Here is an 18,131-nt window from a genome sequence, read left to right on the forward strand (position 1 = left end):
ATGCCGTGCTCGATTCGGCCCGTGCCGCGCAGCAGCTGCCGAACAACGGTGTGGGGCCGCGCCCGCCGATTGTCATCTACGGATATTCCCAGGGCGGTATGGCTTCCGCCGGTGCGGCCGAACTGCAGCCGAGTTACGCCCCCGAGCTGAATGTGCGGGGCGCCTACATCGGTGGGCCGGTGGTGGATCCGGAATATTTCCTCGGATTCAACGAGGGCCAGCCGAGCCTGTCCGGTGCGACCGGTTTCATGCTCAATGGAATCGCCGCCGACTATCCGGATACCCGTCCGGTACTCGACGCCGAACTCAACGACGCCGGCAAGGCCCTGTTGCGTGATGCGGCGGACAAATGCGCCATCGCGGTGGCGATCGGCAATCCGCAGCGGCAGACCTCGCAATTCACTGCCAGCGGAGAACCGCTCACCGCCGTGATCGACCGTTCGCCGGCGCTGAAACAGGCTTTCGACGAGCAGCGCATCGGCGGCGGGACGCCGTCCGCGCCGGTTCTCATCGCGGCGGCGAAGAACGACGAGGGAGCGCCGTACGGCCCGATCCGTGACGTGGCGGCCGCATGGTGCAGTCGCGGTGTCCCGGTGCAGCTCGACGCGAATGCCCAGCTGCCGTCGGTCTCCGGCGTCGTCGGGACCCACGACCTGGCCTTCTTCCCGTCGCTGGCGGCCTCGCAGATGTGGCTGACGGACCGGCTCGCGGCGGCGCCCGCCCCCGCGAACTGCGGCGCGCTGCCGTAGCTCGCCGACGACCAGGTATCGACGCCGCCCGCAGCTGCGGGCGGCGTCGTTGCTTTTGTCGCTCACCCGTTTCGACGGTTGCCGAAGTTACCTCGACATCGCAAGGTCCGGATGTCCTTTTTCGCCCCAACTCTGGACAGTTCCGGACAAATGGCTACTCTGGATATTCGTTCGGCCCCGTGCCGCCCGCCGGCGACAATCACGAATTCTCGATCCTGTGTAGCTCTGGCGACAGCGAGAAACCGATGGCGATCTTCGAACAATCGACAGCGCGTGATCCCAAGCGCCGCCTCTGGATGCTCGGGTTGGTGGCCCCGGGTTGCGCACTTTTCCCGGCCCCGCTGGTGATGCTCACGGGATTCCGGGTGTTCTGGTGGATCGGCCCGATCATCGTCTTCGTGGTCATTCCACTGCTGGATTGGGCCGTCGGCAACGACGGCAGCAATCCGCGCGACGAGGATTACGAAGCCCTGTCCAACGACCGCTACTACCGGTGGTGCACATATCTTTTCCTGCCGATGCAATTCTTCGGGCTGTTCATCGCGGGCCGGCTGTGGGCCGATCCCGCGCTGTCGTTGGTCGACCAGCTCGGGCTCACCGTGACCATGGGAGTGGTCTCCGGCATCGGCATCAACGCCGCGCACGAGATGGGACATCGCAGCGAACGGGCGGAACGGATCCTGTCGAAGATCGCGCTGGCTCAATCCGGGTACGGGCACTTCTACGTCGAGCACAACCGCGGCCACCACGCCCGCGTGGCCACCCCCGAATACCCGGCCAGCGCCCGATTCGGCGAGTCGCTGTGGAAGTTCCTGCCGCGCACCGTCGTCGGCGGCCTGCGTTCGGCGCTGGCACTGGAGCGCGATCGGCTGGCGCGCCGCCGGAGGCGCTGGTTCAGTCCCGCAATCAGCTGCTGCAGGCCTGGGCGATGAGCGTGATCCTGTTCGGGGCGCTGATCGGGTATTACGGGCCGCGGGTGATTCCCTTCCTCGTGTTGCAGGCGCTGATCGGTATCGCGCTGCTGGAGACCGTGAACTACGTCGAGCACTACGGCCTGCTGCGCGCCCGGCGTCCGGACGGCCAATTCGGCCGGTGTTCGCCGCGCGACAGCTGGAACAGCGACAGCCTGGTCACCAACATCTTCCTGTTCCACCTGCAGCGGCACAGCGATCATCACGCCAATCCCGGCCGGCGCTATCAGACCCTGCGCAGTGTGGAGCAGGCGCCGCAACTGCCGCTCGGTTACGCCGCCATGATCCTGCTGGCCGCGGTGCCGCCGCTGTGGCGGGCGGTGATGCACCCGCGGGTGCTCGCGCACTACGGCGGCGATATCACCCTCGTCAACGCGCAACCGACACGCCGACATCGGAGCTTCCGGCGCACCTCGGATCGGGCCGGGCGGGCCGAATCCGGCCCGCGAGAGGCATCCGGGGCCGTGTGAACCCGCGGTGCCCGGATTGCGGATCGGCGACGTGCTCGGCCGATCGGCGGTGTCGAGCCGCGCGGCCCGCTACCCTCGATGGTCGAGGCGCTCGTTCTCGTACGAATGTTGTCGGATAGGCCCACGCAAACCTCGAGCCGGATCAAATGTTCTCCGGCGCCCAGGGAGGAGCCGTTCGCGATGGTGATGCTCGAGTCGATGAACCGGTCCGCCGCGGCGGTCGTGCCGCCGCGCAGCTGCCGAGGGGGTGAGCCGCGATGACCGGGCCGTCTCCGCTCAACGGCGGGGAACCGGCGCTGCTGAACGGTTCGGTGACGCTGGTCGAGGGCAGTACGTTCTGTCTGTCCGACCGTATCGGCGATGTGGAATCCGGTACCGCGCAGGGCCTGTTCTATCGCGACGCGCGGGTGGTGTCGCGCTGGGAGTTGCGGGTCGACGGGCAACGCCTGGAACCGCTGTCGGTGCTCAGTCCCGAGGCCTTCACCGCCCGGTTCATCCTGCGCCGGCCGCCGCGCTCGGGGGCCGCCGATTCCAGCCTGCTGGTGGTGCGCGAGCGGCTGGTCGCCGACGGCATGCGCGAAACGGTGATCCTGGAGAACCTCGGCCGCGAACCCACGGCCGTGGTGCTCGAGCTGCGCGCCGACGCCGACTTCGTGGATCTGTTCGCGGTGAAGGAGGGCCGAGCCGGGCACGGCCGGGCCGAAATACTGGTCACCGACAACGAACTGCTGCTCAACGACCGTTCCGATCGGGCGCGGGGGCTGGCGATCTCCTCCTCCGAGCTGCCGACCGTCCTGCCCGGCTCGCTGACCTGGCGCATCGTGGTCCCGGCCACCGGCCGCTGGCAGACCGAGATCCTCGCGCAGCCGACGGTCGCCAATCAGCGGGTGCATGTCGCACTGCGGCCCGGGGAGCACTATCGGAGTAGCGAACCCGGCCGCAAGATGGCCGCGTGGCGGGATACCGCGACCAAGCTCACCACCGGCTGTATGCAACTCACCGCGATTCTGCAGCGCACCGAAAGCGATCTCGGCGCACTGCAGATCCGCGAGGAACGCCGGCACCGCACCTTCGTGGCCGCCGGGGCGCCGTGGTTCATGACCCTGTTCGGCCGCGACTCGCTGCTCACCGCCTGGATGGCGCTGCCGCTGGATTCCTCGCTGGCGCTGGGCACCATGCAGCAACTGGCCGAGATGCAGGGCCAGCAGGTCGACGCGCTCACCGAGGAGGAGCCCGGGCGGATCATGCACGAAATCCGTCGCGGCCCCTCCGGTGGACTGGCGTTGGGCGGTGAGGTCTACTACGGAACCGTCGACGCGACACCGCTTTTCGTCATGCTGCTGGCCGAGACCCGGCGGTGGGGCGCCTCGCCCGAGGCGGTGCAGGCGCTGTTGCCCGCCGCCGACGCGGCGCTGGACTGGATGTCGCACTTCGGCGACCGCGACGGTGACGGCTTCGTCGAATACCAGCGCGCCACCGACCGCGGTCTGATCAACCAGGGCTGGAAGGACAGCTTCGACGGCATCAACGACGCGGCCGGTCATCTCGCCCAGGCGCCGATCGCGCTCTGTGAGGTGCAGAGCTACGTGTACGCCGCGATCCTGGCCCGCGCCGAACTGGCCGAGGAATTCGGGCAGACACACAAGGCCGAGAAGTTGCGCGAACATGCCGCCGAGCTGCGGACGAAATTCGCCGAGGCCTTCTGGATTCCGGAAAAGGGTTGGTACGCAGTCGCCTTGGACGGCCACAAGCGCCGGGTCGACGCACTGACCAGCAATGTGGGCCACTGCCTGTGGTCGGGCATCGTGCCGGACGACCACGCCGAACAGTTGGTCCACCATCTGGCGACCGCCGAGATGGACTCCGGATTCGGTTTGCGCACCCTGTCTTCCGGGATGGGCGCGTTCAATCCGATGAGTTACCACAACGGTTCGGTCTGGCCGCACGACACCGCGATCGCCGTCGCCGGACTGCTGCGGTACCGCCACATCCCCGGCGCGGTGGATCTGGCGACCCGGCTGTCCAACGGATTGCTCGACGCCGCAACGGCTTTCGGCGGCAGGCTGCCCGAGCTGTTCTGCGGCTTCCAGCGTTCCCGCTTCTCGGCCCCGGTTCCGTATCCGACCTCGTGTTCACCGCAGGCCTGGGCGAGCGCGGCCCCGCTGCTGCTGGTCCGCTCCTTCCTCGGCCTCGAGCCCGACGTCCCGCACCGCACCGTCACCGTCCTCCCGCACGTGCCCGCCCGTTGGGGCCGGGTGGAACTCACCGACCTGCGCCTCGGCGGCACCACCGTCGACCTCGCGGTGGACGGTGATCAGGTCACCGCCACCAATCTGCCGGAGGACTGGCGCCTGATCACGCACTGAGGAGGGTAGGGGCTACAGGCTCACCCGCTGCTCCGGCGGGAGGAACAGCTTGTCGGTCGGCTGGACGCCGAAGGTGGTGTAGAACTCCGGCAGGTTGCGCACCACCTGGTTACAGCGGAACTCACCGGGGGAGTGGGGATCGGTGGCGATCTGCTGTTCCAGGGCCTGCTGGGTTTGCTTCTCCCGCCAGTTGCGGCCCCAGGACTGGAACATCGGCGTGTAGTCCGGGGTGTTGCGGCCGTTCTCGGCTTCCTCGATGCGGAAGGCGGCCAGCGAGATCATCAGCCCGCGCAGATCGGCGAGGTTCTCCCCGACGGTGAGCTGGCCGTTGACGTGATCGGTGGGCGGGAGCCCCTCGGGGACCAGCGCGTCGTACTGATCGATCAGTTGTTTGGTCTTGGCTTCGAAGGCCGCCTTGTCCTGCGGGGTCCACCAGTCCTCGCGGTTGCCGTCCCCGTTGTACTTCGAGCCCTGATCGTCGAAGCCGTGCCCGATCTCGTGGCCGATGGTCGCGCCGATCGCGCCGTAGTTCACGGCGGGCTGGGCGTCGGGGTCGAAGAACGGCGGCTGCAGGATCGCGGCCGGGAAATTGATCGAATTGGAGGTCGCCTCGTAGTAGGCGTTCACGGTCTGCGGCGACATACCCCATTCGGATTTGTCCACCGGCGTCCCCAGTTTGTCCATCGACCGCTTCGCCTCGAACGCTTCGATGGCGAGCAGGGATTCGACCAGCTTGCCGCGGGTGACCTTCAACTTCGAATAGTCCACCCACTTGTCCGGATAACCGATCTTCACGGTCATCTTGTCGAGCTTGGCGATCGCGGCCTGCCGGGTCTGCGGTGACATCCAGGAGGAGTTGCGGAAGTTGTCGCGGTAGGCGGCGATGAGGTTGTCCACGAGCTCCTTGGCCCGCGTCTTCGCCTGCGGCGGAAAGTATTTCGCCACGTACAACTTGCCGAGCTGCTCGCCGAGATTGCTGTCGACCACCGCCACCGCCGACTTCCACAGTTCCGGCCGCTGCTCGATCCCGCTGGTGGCCTTCAGGAAATCGAAATTCGCGTCCGACAGATCCTTCTTCATGTACCTGGCGTATTTGCGCAGCAGGCTGAGCTTCAACCATTCCCGCCAGGTATTGATATCCACCTCGGTCCACAACTGTCCGGCCGCGGTGACGAACGACGGTTCACCCACCACCATCTTCGCGAACAGCTCCTTCGGGCGGTCGGTGCTGCCGGCCAGCCACGGATCCCAGTCGAAACCCGGTGCCAGCGCCGTCATCTCCTGCCACGACATCAGGTTGTAGGTGGCGTCGGAATCGCGGGTGCGCACGTTGTCCCAGAAGCCGGCGGCGATGCGTTTCTCCAGCTCCAGGGTGCGTTCGGCCGCGCCGTCCGGATCGGGCAGCGCGGCACCGGTCGCCAGTTTGTGCAGCAGGGTCCGATACGCCGAAAGGTATTGGGCGAATTCGGGTTTGCGGTAGTACTGCTCGCTCATGCCCAGGCCCGACTGGCTCACCGACGGAATGTAGGCGTTGGAATTCTTGCGATCGATACTCACGCCCAGTCCGATCAGGCCGCCGAGCGGCAGCGCGCCCATCACCTTCGCCAAGTCGGCCTTGTTCCGGGCGCCGTCGATCCGCTCGAACAGCGGTTGCAGCGGGGTGGTGCCGAGGCGCTCCAGGGTGTCCAGATCCATCCGCGCGTCGTACAGATCGCGGATCTGCTGGCCCTCCGAGCCGTCCTTCGGGTTGTGAATGCCGTCGATGACCTCGCGCAGCTGCCCCTCGACCCGATCGGAGACCTCGGCGAAGGTGCCGTAGGACACCTTGTCCGGCGGCAGCTGATAGGTCCGCAACCAGGTGCCGTTGATATTGCGGTACAGATCGTCCTGCGGCCGCACCGCCGGGTCGACGCCGGACAGGTCGGGGCCGGCGAGCGGTTTCGGCTCGGCATCATCGCGGTTGCACGCCACCAGTGCGGTCGCGACCGGCACCGCGCCGAGGGCGATCAGAAACGAGCGACGACCCAGACGAACCTGGCGACCGGACGATGTCACAGAAAACCCTCTCCCCGACTTCTCGTGCACCTGCGATGCGGGCGGCATCACCGCGGCCCCGCCGTGGACGGGGCCGGTTGTGTCCGTGAGAGGCTAACCGAACCTGCTGAGTATCGGCTGAGTCGAATTCCCGGCCCCGCCGAGGCGTCGATTTCCCGGCCCCGCCGAGGCGTCGATTTCCCGGCCCGCCGGGGCGTCGATTTCCCGGCGCGGCAGCTCCCGGCGGCCGGCCCCCGATTTGGGCCCCACCTGCGCCGTCGCTACACTTGTCGGGTTGCCTGCGGGTGTTGTGCCCGCACTTCGGCCGCGAACCCACAGTGGTTGATCCTTCCGATCATGCAAAACCGCTGGCAGGCGCTGCCCCGCGACTGTGCGGAGCGGGCTCTCGAGGTCCGTTGAAGGGCAACTGACCATGCCCGTCGGGTCGGCAATCCGGCGTGCATTACGTCCAGGTCTAGGAGGAGCTGAAGTGATTCAGCAGGAGTCGCGACTGCGCGTCGCCGACAACACGGGTGCCAAGGAGATCCTCTGCATCCGCGTGCTCGGCGGGTCGTCGCGTCGCTATGCCGGTATCGGCGATGTCATCGTCGCCACCGTCAAGGACGCCATCCCCGGCGGCAACGTCAAGAAGGGTGATGTCGTCAAGGCGGTCGTCGTGCGCACCGTGAAGGAGCGCCGTCGTCCCGACGGTTCGTACATCAAGTTCGACGAGAACGCCGCGGTGCTGATCAAGGCGGACAACGATCCGCGTGGCACCCGCATCTTCGGCCCCGTCGGCCGCGAGCTGCGTGACAAGCGGTTCATGAAGATCGTTTCGCTGGCCCCGGAGGTGCTCTGACATGAAGGTGCACAAGGGCGACACCGTGATCGTCGTCTCGGGTAAGGACAAGGGCGCCAAGGGCAAGGTCATCCAGGCCTACCCGAAGGAGCAGCGGGTCCTGGTCGAGGGCGTGAACCGGATCAAGAAGCACATCGCGAACTCCGCGACCCAGCGCGGCGCCAGCTCCGGCGGCATCGTGACCCAGGAGGCGCCCATCCACGTCTCGAACGTGATGGTTGTCGACTCCGACGGCAAGCCGACCCGGGTGGGTTACCGCACCGACGAGAACGGCAAGCGGGTGCGCATCTCCCGTCGCAACGGGAAGGACATCTGAGCATGACCACCACTGAAAAGATCCAGCCCCGGCTGAAGCTGCGCTACCGCGAGGAAATCAAGGACGCGCTGAACAACGAGTTCAACTACGCCAACGTGATGCAGATCCCGGGCGTGGTGAAGGTCGTCGTCAACATGGGTGTGGGTGACGCCGCCCGCGACGCCAAGCTGATCAACGGCGCCGTGAACGACCTGGCCCTGATCACCGGTCAGAAGCCGGAGATCCGCAAGGCTCGCAAGTCCATCGCGCAGTTCAAGCTGCGTGAGGGTATGCCGATCGGCGCGCGCGTCACCCTGCGTGGCGACCGCATGTGGGAGTTCCTGGACCGGCTGGTGTCCATCGCCCTCCCGCGTATCCGCGACTTCCGCGGTCTGTCGCCGAAGCAGTTCGACGGCAACGGCAACTACACGTTCGGCCTGAGCGAGCAGTCGATGTTCCACGAGATCGACGTGGACTCCATCGACCGCCCGCGCGGTATGGACATCACGGTCGTCACCACCGCGACCAACGATGAGGAGGGCCGCGCCCTGCTCAAGCACCTCGGCTTCCCGTTCAAGGAGAACTGAGCACATGGCTAAGAAAGCTCTCGTCAACAAGGCCAACGCGAAGCCGAAGTTCGCCGTTCGCGCCTACACCCGCTGCCAGCGCTGCGGCCGCCCCCGCGCGGTCTACCGCAAGTTCGGCCTGTGCCGCGTGTGCGTGCGCGAGATGGCGCACCGCGGCGAACTGCCGGGCGTGCACAAGAGCTCCTGGTGAGCCCGCGCTGCTGAGGCAGCGCATGCGCTTCGCGCGACAATCGAATCGAGAAAGGGTACGGACTCGGGTGAGTCCGTACCCTTTCTTGCGTGGGACCGGGCTCGGCCTCGAATCACGTTGGTTCCTTGGATGACGGCTTTCCTTATTTAAGGTTATTCAATAACTTTAAATAAGGAGGCGACATGGCTAAGGTTGTGCGGCAGCAGTTGGTGAGCAACCTCGATGCCGGCTTGTCTCGAAAGGATCGAGCTTCCGGTCGCTACGACGCGTACGTGCCCGATCGTCTGGTCGGACGTTCGTTCGTTCTGGACAGTGAGACCGCCGCCGATGTCGTCGACGCGGAGGTGGCCATCCACCGACTCGATTCCGAGGCAAGCGCATTGGTCCACACCGAGGCGTTGTCGCGGCTGCTGTTGAGAGCCGAGGCCATCGCCTCTTCACGGATCGAGGGGTTAGAGGTCGGAGCCCGTCGATTGTTGCGCGCCGATGTGGCCCGGCAGCTGGGGGGAGCATCCAGCGATGTGACAGCTGTCGAGGTGCTCGCCAACATCGATGCGATGGCCGTAGTCACCGATGCGGTCGGGCCGGGCGAGCTGATCACCGGCGACATCCTGCTGGAGATCCATCGACGGCTGCTCGCCGGCACGTCGATCGCATCGCACGGCGGACACCTGCGTGAGGTTGAGAACTGGATCGGTGGAAGTTCGTTCAATCCGTGTTCGGCGGAATTCGTGCCACCGCCGCCCGAATACGTCACCGTGCTGATCGAGGACTTGATCGAGTTCTGCAACAGCGATGATCTGCCGGCCGTCGCACAGGCTGCGATCGCGCACGCTCAGTTCGAGGCAATCCACCCGTTCATCGACGGAAACGGGAGAACCGGCCGTGCATTGATCCACCTGATCCTGCGCCGCCGTGGTGTTGCGGAACGTGTGATCGCTCCGGTGTCGTTGGTGCTTGCCACGTGGAGCGACAGGTACGTCGACGGGCTGACGAAGTTCCGGTATCTCGGTTCCCCGGAGTCGGCGCAGGCCGTTTCGGGTCTGAACACCTGGGTCGCACGGTTCGCGGCGGCCTGCTCACGAGCCGCCGCGGACGCCATGCATTTCGAGGCGACGGCTGCCGATCTGCACGAGACGTGGCGCAAGCGAGTGGCACCGGTGCGGGCGAATTCCGCGTTGGATGTGCTTTTGGACAGATTGATCGGAATGCCTATTCTCACGGCCACCACCGCGGCAAAGCTGATCGGCCGAAGTTTTCCGGCCACGAACGCTGCCATCGAACGGTTGGCCGAAGCCGGAATCCTCCGGCAAGTGACAGTGGGCCGCCGCAATCGCGCCTTCGAATCACCCGACGCGCTCTCCGCGTTCACCGCTCTCGAACGAAGGCTGGCGAGTCCGCTTGGCGACACTCGGGTTTCGGATCCGCCGCGACCGGTTCCGCGCCGGGCCCAGGGGCGCTGATTCCAGGACCCCTCGAGGTGAAGCACGGCCGCCGGCAACCTTAAAACGGGCAAGCCATGTTTAAGGTTGTGCGACAACCTTAAACATGTGCCGGGCCTATCGCGCGGTTCAGAAGCCGAGATACGACTACGGGATATGAGCTTGTGGCTGCGAGGAAGGGGACAGAGCCGAGAACGTGGCCAAGTCCTGCTCCGTGGCGGGAGACGGAGGCAGGTTGCGCGGTTGCCACGTTCGCAGGGCAGCGATCAGAGCGTCCAAAAGCGCGATGCTCGCGGACCAGGACAACTCGGTTTCTTCACTTGGACGCCGTTGCGGCAGTGGAGGATTCATGAGTTCTCCAGCGGATTGGGGCGGTGCCCTTCGTCGGGTGCGTATGCGCCTTCGCGTTCGTGGGTGTGACCGGTTGCAAGATCGTGGATGTCGGTGATTTCGGCGAGTTCCGGCGGGACTCTGCCGCGCAGATGTGCGATGTGGGGGACGATCAGCAACTCGACTTCGTATTCGAGGACGTGTTCGGGTAGTGCTTCCGGCACGATCAGGCTGCTGCTCTTGGTCATTCCGACGTACTGGTACCCGAGACGGGAAGCGATCCTTCGGGCAGCCAGGTCAATACCGGTCAGTGTTTCGACCAGGTCAACGCATACGTAACTCATTGCGCGCGAAAGTGGTTCGTCGGTCAATGGGTGTTCCTCGCTCATCGGCGTGTGTCTGGGACCATGCGTTCGGCGGCGACGAGTACTGCGATGGCGTACGACTTCCGCTTGCATTCAGAGGCGAGACATTCGCGATGTTCCTGTGTGATCGCGTGTGCTTCATCCGGGGTCAGTGCTCGATCGGGCAGGGTGTGCGACAACGCAATCGGCGGCAGGTCGACTATTCGGACCACAGGTGCGGCTGGATCCGGTGGTGCTGCTGGTAGGGGAGGTGCAGGAGAGTGCATGTCGTCGTGATCAGGGCGAAGGTCTCCGGCGATGAGTGCGACCACTGCGGTCACGATCGCGGCCAGAAATGCCCACAGCAGAATCGCCGCGCTGCTCATATGTTCGCGGTGGGCTCGGTGACCGATGTAGTGGTAATCCGCTCGAGGGCGTGCTCACCGGCCACGGTGACAATTCGCGCCCGCTGCTGAATGTGCGCAGCGATTCCGTCGAGATGCTCGATGTTCGGGACGATCACGATGGATGCTTTCGTGCGCGCCAGCGCCAGCATCACGGTCGTGAGCGGCCCCTCGCGGTCCGGTGCGAGGGCAATCAGGCCGCCGACGAGTCGATACCCGAGGCGGGCGGCGAGTGCGCGCATGTCGTCCTCGTCGTTTCCGGTTCGAATCTCGATGCGTAGCACTGCGATTGCGGTTCGGTCGTCGTCGCTGCCGATTGTCTTGATCCGCATAGCGTTACCTCCCCTGTAGGATCTAGACGTGTGTGTCTAACTAGACGAACTCGTCTGAGGATACGGGGAGTCGGTAACCTTTGCACAGGATTCGGAGATTCGGCGCGGCGGCGTTCGGATTGCAGACACTGCGCGGAAGGAACAGATCGGTGAGCATCACAGGCGACTTGATTCGGCGCCACCGTGAGGCCCTCGGGTTATCGCAGGCGGAGCTCGGCAGACGGGTGGATAGCAGCCAGCGGCAGATAGCGCGGTTCGAGTCCGGCGCAGCAGAACCATCGCTGGTCATCGGACTGCGACTTGCTCAGGAACTCGGCATCTCGCCGACCGAGCTCGGTGGTATGAACCCCGCGCGGGCTCGACCTATCCGGGCAGTGGTGGGCGGCGTGGCAGACCTGGGGCGAGTCCGAACGCATCGACGTGCATGAGCTCGCGATTACGCAAGACGGCACATTCCTACGCCTTGCCGGAGACCAAGCCCGATCCGTCAAGGACGGAAGCTACGCCTGGGTCGGCGAGATGCGATTGTGGGATAACGAGGCACTGATCGGCTGGTATACCGCCAGCGATGGCGCGGTTCGCTCGAAGGGCTCACTGTATTTCGCTCTACACCCGCATGGGCAAGCGATGGCTGGGTCGTGGGTCGGGCTCAGTTATGCCGGCCTCGTCATCCGCGGCTGGGGCGCGATCACGCGTGAGCGCGCCGAGACCGAGGAGTTGATCGACATGCTGTGCGCCAGTGATGGAAACTTGAAGTCATGGCCGACGAAATCGTAGACGTCTCGATCACTGCCGCTGATGCTGATTGGCTCGCGGCGTTCACCCGCAGCCTTGTCGAGTCTCGGCTCGCTGCGTGCGGCAACATCATCCCGGGCGTGCGGTCGATATATCGTTGGGATGACGCGGTGCACGATGACGGTGAGACGCTGGTCGTCCTGCACACTCGAAAATCGTTGGTACCGGCCATTATCGAACGTGCCAACACCGAACATCCCGACGACACACCACAGGTACTCGCGGTGGCCGTGGTAGGTGCCCACCCCGGATATCAGCAATGGGTCCTGGACCAGACCGTGAGTTGAATCCAACACCCGAGCCCTGGAGTGCCATCTATGACAGCGGTAGCGATCGCGGCGGGTGGTGGCGGTGACGCGATCACCGCATCGGCGCTGGCCGGAGCGCTGCCGGAACTCGATATCGCGGCTGTTATGTCTTGGTCATGGGACCGGCTCATGATGGATCCGACTCCGGGGCCGCGCACTGCTGCGGACTTCGTCGGTCTCGTCGATCGAGGCGGTGTGTGTGAAGTCCCGCAGACCGCGCGACTCAGCGGGCCCGGTCGCTCGACATTGCCGCAACTCGCTCGCCATATCCCGCAACCGTTGTTGTTGATCGACGCTTCCGGGGGCGTTGTCGGTCTCGCCGATCAGATGCGTGCCGCAGCCGGAGCGTTCGGCGCCGATCGGCTGGTCATTGTGGATGTAGGGGGCGATATCGTGGCAAAGGGCGACGAAGGGAACCTGCGCAGCCCGCTCGCCGACGCAGTAACCCTGGCCGCGGCCATGCGCACCGAGCTACCTGTGCGGGTCCTGGTTGCGGGTACTGGGCTGGATGGCGAACTCACGTCCGACGAGGTGATCGCACGGCTGGCGTTTTTCGATGCGAAGCTGTGTCGGCATCTTCGGGGTGCGGATTACTCTGCGTTGCAAGAGATCTGGGCTTGGCACCCGTCGGAGGCGAATGGTCTGCTCGCCGTCGCCGCAGCAGGATTTCGGGGCCGAGCCGAGACGCAACGCGGCGCCGTTATCGAGGTAACCGATGCCGCAGTCGATGTGCATGATGTGCCGGCCGATGCACTCGCACGTTCAACGCTCGCCGCCGCCATCTCCGAGACCAAGCGGTTCGCGGATATCGAGCACGTGCTACGTCGCTGCCGTGGATACAGCGACGTCGATGTCGAGCGAGACAAGCTCGCGAGGAGAGACGCCGCGCGTGTACCCACTGTCGGCCCAGTCGCCGAGATCGACCGGTATGCGGTTAAGGCTGCCGAGCGCGGCATCGACGCGCTCACAGTCCGACGGGTATCAGAGCTGATCGGTGCGATTGATCCTGACTCCGCTGCGGCGTTGCGCCGGATTTTGGAACGCCGGCGGCTGAGTAACTTTCGGCCGCCGCTATACACATGCCGCGTCTGGAATCCGATTCTCTGACAGCCACGGTCTGCCCCTGATCCGGTGCGGGTGGCAGCGACACGGCGATCGACGCCTTCGATGCGGCGGGCGATGTGGTGGCGTGGCCGACGTGTGTTTCGGCAACGCCGACAGTTGGCGCCAGTGATGGCCCGGAGCGGTACCAGATGCCTAGGGAGTGCCGCATTGCCATCCACCTCGAGAGAACTCGCGCAGCCGCGTGGCGCGGATACCTCGGGAGAGTGGCGTGAGATGTGTGAGGATGGCGTGGTACCTGGGCGCCTTCATCGCGGGCGGGCGACGCAACATCGGCCTTCTAGTCGATGTTGTCTCAGGTGGCGATCCGGTCGGGCTCTTCGGCATCGCTCGGGATGGCCGTGGTGCGCAGGGTCTTCAGCACGCTGACCATGGCGTGTACTTCGTCGGTGGAGAACAGCGCCTCCGGGCCGGTCGGGGCCAGGGAGCGGAAGGGTGGCTTCCAGAGAGCGCCGACATCCACGATGCCGTTCTCCGCGATCACGTCGATCAGCAGGTTCAGGAAGTGTAATTGGTTGGCGGTGAGGTTCTTACCGGCTTGAAACTCGTCGAAGGCCGCGGCAGCGGTTTCGCGGTCGAGGCCGGTGAGTCCGCGGAGGAACAGGCCCAGGCCGCCGTGCTCGGCTTTGGCCTGTTCGATGTCGGCTTCGGTGCCGAAACCGTTGTCCAGGAATATCTTTTCCAGTTCGCTGAGATCCGCGGTGGTGATCTGCTTGTTGCGCAGGATCTTCTGCACAGCCAGCTCGTCTTCGTGGCTGCGCAGATAGGTGCGGACCTTGGATTGGAAGCGCGCCATGCCCTTTCCGCTGCCGGGCAGGCCCTTGATTTCGGTGATGGCGATGGCGTCGAGATCGAGTTCATCGGTGAAGTCGGTGAAGAGCGGGTTGCGGGGGCCTTTGGCCTCGATGTTCTTCACCAGCCCACGCAGCCGCCGGCGCATGGTCTCGAGCATGGGTAATGTGACGTCTTCCCACCAGGATTCGCCGGCGACGTCCTCGATGAATTCGTAGCGTTGCCGGATCGCCGCGATCGTTTGCAACACCGGATCGAGCAGCGCGGAGGCGATTTCCTGAACCTGCTCTTTGAGTTTCACGTACTGCGGGTCGGCAGTGAGGTGCGCGAGCTGTAGTCGCACAGTGAGGTAGTCGAACCGCTTGGCCTGCGGGGTGTGGTCGTTGTCCTTGTATTCGGTGGGCAGCGCCGCCAGTTCGTCGACCCGGATACGGACCGCCGGAGTGACGATGTCCCAACTGCTGGGCTCGCTGAATTCGTCCACGTAACGCAGCTTTTGGCGAACCTCGACGTTCTGCGGGTTCATATTCGCCACCTCGACCTGCAGCCGCTCGGCCAACTGCCAGCGCAGATCGAGGGTGCTCTCCGGTTCCTTGTCGGGGATCTCGGCGGGGCGCTGTCCCGGTTGCTGCAGCTCGTCGAGGTCGCGCAGCAGATCGGCGCGGGCGGTGAAAAGCCGCTCGCTCAACGACTTCTGGACGCGGCCCTCGGTGGCCGGGATGTCCTGGTTGAAGTATTCGATGTTCTGGCAGAGGTCGAACACCAGGAATCCGCTCTTGTCCTGGTTGGGGCCGAACAGATTCGGGCACAGGCGGGTGCCGCGGCCGATCATCTGCCAGTACTTGGTTTTGGACCGAACGAGCTTGGCGAACACGAGGTTCACCACGGCGGGAACGTCGAGTCCGGTGTCGAGCATGTCGACCGACACCGCGATACGCAATGCGCTGTCCGGCTTTTCGAAGGTGTCGATGAGGCTCTGCGCGTGACTGACCTGATTGGTGATCAGCTGCGTGTGCTCGCCCTTGTATTCGGGGAACAGGGCGTTGAAGCGTTTGACGATCAGTTCCGCGTGCTTCTGATTGCGGGCGAAGATGATCGTCTTGCCGAGCCGCTCACCGTCGTCGGTTTTCGCGCCGAACTGCATGAGCGCCTGCAACCACTTGTCGACCGTGTCCTCGTTGAACAGCCAGCGGTTCAGGTCGTCGACGGCGATCTGATCGGGAATGCCCGAGTCGTCGTCCCATTCGAGCAGTTCCCACTCTTCCTTCTCCTGCTCGGACAACGAGTCGTAGCTGATGCCCTGCAGGTGGAATTTGGTCGCGATGTTCACCGCGCGCGGCGGCACCAGGTAGCCCTCGGTGACGGCCTGGTCCAGATCGTAGGAATCGGTCGGCACACCGTCCTCGAGGCCGAACAGCCGGTAGGTGTTGCGGTCGATCTCGTCTTTCGGGGTGGCGGTGAGACCGACCAGCAGTGAGTCGAAATGGTCGAAGATGGCGCGGTACTTCTGGTAGACCGAGCGGTGCGCTTCGTCGACGATGACGAGATCGAAGTAACCGGGCCCGAACCGGCGCTCTTCGGAGTCGTCGAGTTCATTGACCAGGTTCAACATGGTCGGATAGGTGGACACGTAGACCCGGGCGTCGGTGTTCTTCTCCGTCACCAGGTTCACCACCGGCATCCCCGGCAGATGTGCCTTGAACGCGTTCACCGCCTGGTTGACCAGCACCTGACGATCGGCGAGGAACAGTACGCGCTTCACCCAGCCGGCCCGGATGAGCTGGTCCACCAGCGCGATCACCGTGCGGGTCTTCCCGGTGCCGGTGGCCATCACCAGCAGCGCTTGCCGCTGCTTATCGGATTCGAAATGCTCGCCGATGCGACGGATGGCGCGGTGCTGATAGTGCCGGTTGACGATCTCTTCGTTGATCTTCACCCCGCCCAGGGCCTGCCGTCCCGCGCGTCGCTGAATCAACAGGCGCAGTTGATCTTTGGTGTAGAAACCGGAGACTTCTCGCGCAGGGTAGAAGGTGTCGTCCCACAGGTAGGTGTCGTAGCCGTTGGTGCAGAAGATGACCGGACGCTGACCGTGCTGCTGTTCGAGCGCGTCCGCATACAACTTCGCCTGATGCTGCCCTGCCTGTGCGCTGGTGAGGGCGCGCTTGGCCTCCACCACAGCCAAGGGTTTGCCGTCGTCGTCCCAGAGCACGTAGTCGATGCGACCGGTGCCGCCGTCCGGCATCTGTACCGTGTACTCGCGGTCGTCCTTCCCGTCGAGCGCCCACCCGGCCTCTTTGAGCAGCACATCGATTCGGTTGATGCGGGTCTGCGATTCGGTCCAGTCGTGCCGATCCGGGATCGTGGCGTTGACGGCCTTGGCCGCCTGGTATTCGGCACGCAGCGCGGCCAGTTCCGCGTCCCGCTGCTTATCCTTGCTGCGCAGTTCGGCGAGTTCCTTGCGCTGCTGCTCGAATTCGGCCGCCATCTGCTGGATTTCGGCCTGCTTCTTGCGCCGCACTTCCGCCGGAATCGGCTTGGGGATCAGTGCGGGATCGAACGTCAGCCCGTCCGCCGGCGCATGCTCGGGCTGCAGCGCATAGTTGCGGGCGATCCAGAACATGATCTGGAACAGCTCCGCCACCACCTTGACGGCATCGTTCGCGGCGACCGGCGTCTTGCGATGCACGGCGATATTTCCTTGCCGCCGAATCACATCCATTTTCGCGACCAACCCGGCGCCCACCAACTGCCGCATGGTGGGCTCGTTGATCCGCGCCGCCAGCTCATCCCGATACGGCTGCTTCAGCGACCCCTCCGCCTCGTACAGCCACCCCACCGCCAACTCCAGGGCCCGCCGCGAATAGAAACACGACACCCGAGGATCGCCCGCCGCCGACCGCTCCGCCCGCACCGCCTCGGCGAACAGTTCCGGCCACTCCGACTGCAGAAACCCAAAGTTGCTGGTCGTGCTCACGAAACTGCCTCCCCTACAAGATCATTCACCTCATCGTGCCACAGTTCGCCACGGAAGGCGCGGGATTGGAGGGAGGAGAAAAGGGCGTCGAGTTGGGCGAGGTGGTTTTGAAGGCGGGCTACCTGTGAAGAGACGGACGTCAAAGCTTGGCCAAAGGTTCTCTGGATGTCGATCGAAGGAACTGGAATGTTGAGTGGACTGAGGTCTTTCTTGTTCAGTTGTGGCACGGAGCTGCCGTTGGAAATCGACATCAAATCGAAGTTCTTGAACCATTGATACAAGTACTCCACAGTCAGCACATCAATGTGTGGGCTTATTGCCATGAGGTTCGGATCCAATACGCAAGGACGAGATGAAATTCGTTTCTTATTCGTTGCGATCGCGCCGCCTCGCTTCGGAATCACCACAGATCCCGCTGGGCAGGTCGCCGCTCGAACTCCAGGGTGCGAACTCCACTCGCGCGCTGCCTGTAAGGCTTCCGAATTTTCTGGCAAGTTCAGGTCGCCGACCTTCAAAAGGAGGTAACCCCCCTCCTGGCCGGAGTAGCTGACCCCGACAGGCAGTGTTGTACCGGCGTAGAAGGACGCAACCTGCCCGAGAGGTTGGGAAGGCCATCGGCCAGTCTTTCCGTTGGGGTTCTCGAACATGTCGAGGAAGATGGATTGGGCGAGGTCGTCGAGGAGGGCGATGGCCTTCCGTCGCTTCTCCCGCAGCGCATCCACCCGATCCAGTACCTCCGCAATCCGCCGCTGTTCTTCTAAGATCTT

The 18,131-nt window shown here is 64.6% G+C and carries 16 protein-coding genes and 1 pseudogene; 12 read left to right on the forward strand and 5 right to left on the reverse strand.

What is annotated here, in order from left to right; translation table 11 throughout:
- The 3 genes and pseudogenes from ON37_RS27160 to ON37_RS27175 all read left to right on the forward strand — a co-directional run.
- Positions 1-749 (forward strand): lipase family protein (locus tag ON37_RS27160; RefSeq protein WP_040723535.1); only part of this gene is annotated, 749 nt, incomplete at its 5' end.
- Between the two features lie 245 nt (positions 750-994).
- Positions 995-2,190 (forward strand): annotated as a pseudogene (locus tag ON37_RS27165) (alkane 1-monooxygenase).
- A gap of 257 nt (positions 2,191-2,447) precedes the next feature.
- The gene (locus ON37_RS27175; RefSeq protein WP_040723537.1) at positions 2,448-4,556 is read left to right on the forward strand and encodes an amylo-alpha-1,6-glucosidase; all 2,109 of its coding nucleotides are present in this window, start codon (positions 2,448-2,450) and stop codon (positions 4,554-4,556) included.
- A gap of 12 nt (positions 4,557-4,568) precedes the next feature.
- Here ON37_RS27175 and ON37_RS27180 read toward each other — a convergent pair whose 3' ends face one another.
- Positions 4,569-6,611, reverse strand: coding sequence for a M13 family metallopeptidase (locus tag ON37_RS27180; protein WP_051032138.1), 2,043 nt, complete (start codon positions 6,609-6,611; stop codon positions 4,569-4,571).
- Positions 6,612-7,080: 469 nt separating this feature from the next.
- Between ON37_RS27180 and rplN the strand changes: the two genes are divergently transcribed.
- The 5 genes from rplN (at position 7,081) to ON37_RS27205 (ending at position 9,984) form a co-directional block, all read left to right on the forward strand.
- Entirely contained in the window at positions 7,081-7,449 is a 369-nt protein-coding gene (rplN, locus tag ON37_RS27185; RefSeq protein WP_030513395.1) for a 50S ribosomal protein L14, read from the forward strand.
- Position 7,450: 1 nt separating this feature from the next.
- Positions 7,451-7,765, forward strand: coding sequence for a 50S ribosomal protein L24 (rplX, locus tag ON37_RS27190; protein ID WP_040723538.1), 315 nt, complete (start codon positions 7,451-7,453; stop codon positions 7,763-7,765).
- A 2-nt stretch (positions 7,766-7,767) separates the two neighbouring features.
- Positions 7,768-8,331, forward strand: coding sequence for a 50S ribosomal protein L5 (gene rplE, locus ON37_RS27195; RefSeq protein ID WP_040723539.1), 564 nt, complete (start codon positions 7,768-7,770; stop codon positions 8,329-8,331).
- A gap of 4 nt (positions 8,332-8,335) precedes the next feature.
- Complete coding sequence (locus ON37_RS27200) at positions 8,336-8,521, forward strand: type Z 30S ribosomal protein S14 (RefSeq protein WP_040723540.1); 186 nt, start codon at positions 8,336-8,338, stop codon at positions 8,519-8,521.
- Positions 8,522-8,703: 182 nt separating this feature from the next.
- The gene (locus tag ON37_RS27205; RefSeq protein ID WP_051032150.1) at positions 8,704-9,984 is read left to right on the forward strand and encodes a Fic family protein; all 1,281 of its coding nucleotides are present in this window, start codon (positions 8,704-8,706) and stop codon (positions 9,982-9,984) included.
- A gap of 326 nt (positions 9,985-10,310) precedes the next feature.
- Here ON37_RS27205 and ON37_RS33170 read toward each other — a convergent pair whose 3' ends face one another.
- Together ON37_RS33170 and ON37_RS27215 are read right to left on the reverse strand one after the other, a co-directional pair.
- The gene (locus ON37_RS33170; protein WP_157171612.1) at positions 10,311-10,682 is read right to left on the reverse strand and encodes a hypothetical protein; all 372 of its coding nucleotides are present in this window, start codon (positions 10,680-10,682) and stop codon (positions 10,311-10,313) included.
- A 337-nt stretch (positions 10,683-11,019) separates the two neighbouring features.
- Entirely contained in the window at positions 11,020-11,373 is a 354-nt protein-coding gene (locus ON37_RS27215; protein WP_040723543.1) for a hypothetical protein, read from the reverse strand.
- Positions 11,374-11,522: 149 nt separating this feature from the next.
- On the opposite strand from ON37_RS27215, the gene ON37_RS32060 reads away from it, so the two are divergent.
- From ON37_RS32060 to ON37_RS27230, 4 genes are read left to right on the forward strand one after another with little or no spacing between them, the layout of a single operon-like run.
- The gene (locus ON37_RS32060; RefSeq protein WP_157171614.1) at positions 11,523-11,801 is read left to right on the forward strand and encodes a helix-turn-helix domain-containing protein; all 279 of its coding nucleotides are present in this window, start codon (positions 11,523-11,525) and stop codon (positions 11,799-11,801) included.
- Positions 11,794-12,150 (forward strand): hypothetical protein, encoded by a 357-nt coding sequence (locus ON37_RS31250; RefSeq protein ID WP_051032152.1) that lies wholly within the window; start codon positions 11,794-11,796, stop codon positions 12,148-12,150. The genes ON37_RS32060 and ON37_RS31250 overlap by 8 nt, the downstream gene beginning before the upstream one ends.
- Positions 12,132-12,455, forward strand: a complete 324-nt coding sequence (gene cutA, locus ON37_RS27225) for a divalent-cation tolerance protein CutA (RefSeq protein WP_040723545.1) — start codon at positions 12,132-12,134, stop codon at positions 12,453-12,455. The genes ON37_RS31250 and cutA overlap by 19 nt, the downstream gene beginning before the upstream one ends.
- A 30-nt stretch (positions 12,456-12,485) precedes the next feature.
- Positions 12,486-13,583, forward strand: a complete 1,098-nt coding sequence (locus ON37_RS27230; protein WP_051032153.1) for a DUF1152 domain-containing protein — start codon at positions 12,486-12,488, stop codon at positions 13,581-13,583.
- 310 nt (positions 13,584-13,893) lie between these two features.
- Here ON37_RS27230 and ON37_RS27235 read toward each other — a convergent pair whose 3' ends face one another.
- A complete protein-coding gene (locus ON37_RS27235; protein WP_040723546.1) occupies positions 13,894-17,364 on the reverse strand; it encodes a DEAD/DEAH box helicase family protein in 3,471 nt (1,156 codons plus the stop codon).
- A partial coding sequence (locus tag ON37_RS32065) for a restriction endonuclease subunit S (RefSeq protein ID WP_174362153.1) occupies positions 17,361-18,131 on the reverse strand: 771 nt, incomplete at its 5' end. The genes ON37_RS27235 and ON37_RS32065, both read right to left, overlap by 4 nt.

The organism is Nocardia veterana NBRC 100344 (assembly GCF_000308855.1).
Classification (GTDB): Bacteria; Actinomycetota; Actinomycetes; order Mycobacteriales; family Mycobacteriaceae; genus Nocardia; species Nocardia veterana.

Coding starts and splice junctions, on each gene's coding strand:
- ON37_RS27175 (WP_040723537.1), top strand. CDS start 2,448: ATGACCGGGCCGTCTCCGCTCAACGGCGGGGAACCGGCGCTGCTGAAC.
- rplX (WP_040723538.1), top strand. CDS start 7,451: ATGAAGGTGCACAAGGGCGACACCGTGATCGTCGTCTCGGGTAAGGAC.
- rplE (WP_040723539.1), top strand. CDS start 7,768: ATGACCACCACTGAAAAGATCCAGCCCCGGCTGAAGCTGCGCTACCGC.
- ON37_RS27200 (WP_040723540.1), top strand. CDS start 8,336: ATGGCTAAGAAAGCTCTCGTCAACAAGGCCAACGCGAAGCCGAAGTTC.
- ON37_RS27205 (WP_051032150.1), top strand. CDS start 8,704: ATGGCTAAGGTTGTGCGGCAGCAGTTGGTGAGCAACCTCGATGCCGGC.
- ON37_RS33170 (WP_157171612.1), bottom strand. CDS start 10,682: ATGAGCGAGGAACACCCATTGACCGACGAACCACTTTCGCGCGCAATG.
- ON37_RS27215 (WP_040723543.1), bottom strand. CDS start 11,373: ATGCGGATCAAGACAATCGGCAGCGACGACGACCGAACCGCAATCGCA.
- cutA (WP_040723545.1), top strand. CDS start 12,132: ATGGCCGACGAAATCGTAGACGTCTCGATCACTGCCGCTGATGCTGAT.
- ON37_RS27230 (WP_051032153.1), top strand. CDS start 12,486: ATGACAGCGGTAGCGATCGCGGCGGGTGGTGGCGGTGACGCGATCACC.